This window comes from Kitasatospora sp. NPDC093558 (assembly GCF_040683475.1).
GTDB lineage: Bacteria > Actinomycetota > Actinomycetes > Streptomycetales > Streptomycetaceae > Kitasatospora.
The window spans coordinates 1-1,658 of the sequence record NZ_JBFBDY010001042.1 but is presented as its reverse complement, the minus strand read 5'-3'; the positions used below and the strand labels follow the sequence as shown (position 1 = coordinate 1,658).

Here is a 1,658-nt window from a genome sequence, read left to right as displayed (position 1 = left end):
GGATCATCACCTCCGACCGGCGCAGCCTGCTGCTCCTCGCCACCCGCTGCGCCGACCGCCCGGCGGGCGCCTGGTTCGCCGCCCTGGCCGACGGCGAGAGCGCCGCACTCCGCACGCTCCCCACCCTCGCGTCTGCGAGCGGCCTCGACCCGGACGCCCTCGCACAGCGCCCGCCCCTGGCCGGCTGCCAGGCCTACCCCGCGTACCTCGCCTGGCTCGCCCTCAACGCCCAGCCCGCCGCGGCGGCCGTCGCCATGGTCGCCAACTTCGCGGCGTGGGGCGGCTACTGCGCCACGATCGCCGAGGCCCTGCGCCGCCACTACGGCTTCCCGGACGAGGCCTGCGCGTTCTTCGACTTCTTCGCCCAGCCCGCGACCGCCCTGGAAGAGCAAGCCGCCGAATCCCTGGGCCCGCACCCCCTCGACGGCCACACTCTCACCGCCGCCCGCGAACACGCCCTCCTGCTCCAGGCCTACGAACACCTCTTCTGGAACACCCTCGCCGCGCCCGCGACCGCCTAGCGATCTCAGTCCGACTGCCGCTCCTCCTCGTCCAGATACAGGACGAGGAACAGCGCCAGAAGCAGGTCATCCGACAACGGGCCGTATTCGTCGGGCAGTTGTACCCGCCGCGGGCGGGCGGCGAACCGGTCGTATTCGAGGGTCATCGGGCCCACCGCACGCACCCGGTTGCCCATCCGGTCGAAGGCGAGGTCGTACGGCCCGATCCGGCAGAGCCGGTTGCCCATCCGATCGTACTCAAGCGTCCATTCCCCGGCGGTGCGCAGCCGGTTGCCCATCCGGTCGTACGTGAGCTCGACGCTCCCGGCGGCCACCAGCCGGTTCCCGAGCCGGTCGTACCGAAGAACCCACGACCCGAGAGAGCGCGGCTTGGAGCCGAACCGCCCGTAGACGAGCTCCCGATCCCCGATCGCCGTCAGGAGATTTCCGAGACGTCTGTACGTCAGATCCACCTGCATGCGAACTCCCCCATAGGACCGCACCAACACTCGACACGTTACCCGAGCACCGCCATCCGGTAGCGTCGAGCGTCAGGGGATCCTGCCGTCGATGGCGACGAGCTCGACCTCGAAGCCGTCGGTGTTCTCCAGGTAGGCGGCGTACGTCTGTTCGCCGCCGGCGTGCGGGTGCCGGTCCGGGAACATCAGGGTCCAGCCGTGCCGCGGCGCCGTCCCGTCCAAGCGTTGCGCAGGAAGTCGACTGGGCCGACTTCCTGCGCAGCGAGTACGGCCGACTCTCTCACGCCTGCCAGTGCGGCTTTCCGCTGACGATCCGGCAGGTGATCATCCGGCCGTTGCCGGGGGCGGGGTCGGGTGCGGCGGGCGGATTGCACACTCGTTGGCGGATCGAGATCTACCGACCGCCAAGCGATGCCGGCTCCCTCGACGCCCCGCGCGCCCCCGAGCGCCCCCGAGCGCCTCATGCAGGCCCCGTACGCTGCTCCACGCCTCCGCACCCCGCCCGAGCGGTGCCGGCTCCGGGGGTATAACGCCGAAGCACGGGGGCTTCCGGCATGTTCCTGATGACGCGTCACGATAGCTACGGTCTCTCCAGCCCCCACGCAAACCAAGGAGATTCCCCCATGCTCCGAATCCGTGCGCTCGCCGCCGCCTGCGCGCTGGCCACCGTCGCGCTGGC

At 71.0% G+C, this 1,658-nt stretch carries 2 protein-coding genes and 1 pseudogene; 1 reads left to right on the top strand and 2 read right to left on the bottom strand.

All coding sequences use genetic code 11. The annotated features are described in order from the left end of the window. On the top strand, window positions 1-521 hold a 521-nt coding region (locus AB0O00_RS38275; RefSeq protein ID WP_363659300.1), incomplete at its 5' end, for a transcriptional regulator. Between the two features lie 5 nt (window positions 522-526). On the opposite strand, the gene AB0O00_RS38270 is transcribed toward AB0O00_RS38275, so the two are convergent. Both AB0O00_RS38270 and AB0O00_RS38265 read right to left on the bottom strand, forming a co-directional pair. Beyond that, on the bottom strand, window positions 527-979 hold the full coding sequence (locus AB0O00_RS38270; RefSeq protein ID WP_363659299.1) for a hypothetical protein: 453 nt from the start codon (window positions 977-979) through the stop codon (window positions 527-529). A gap of 72 nt (window positions 980-1,051) precedes the next feature. Then, window positions 1,052-1,189, bottom strand: a pseudogene (locus AB0O00_RS38265) (glyoxalase); the annotation flags it as partial. Window positions 1,190-1,658: the final 469 nt, after the last annotated feature.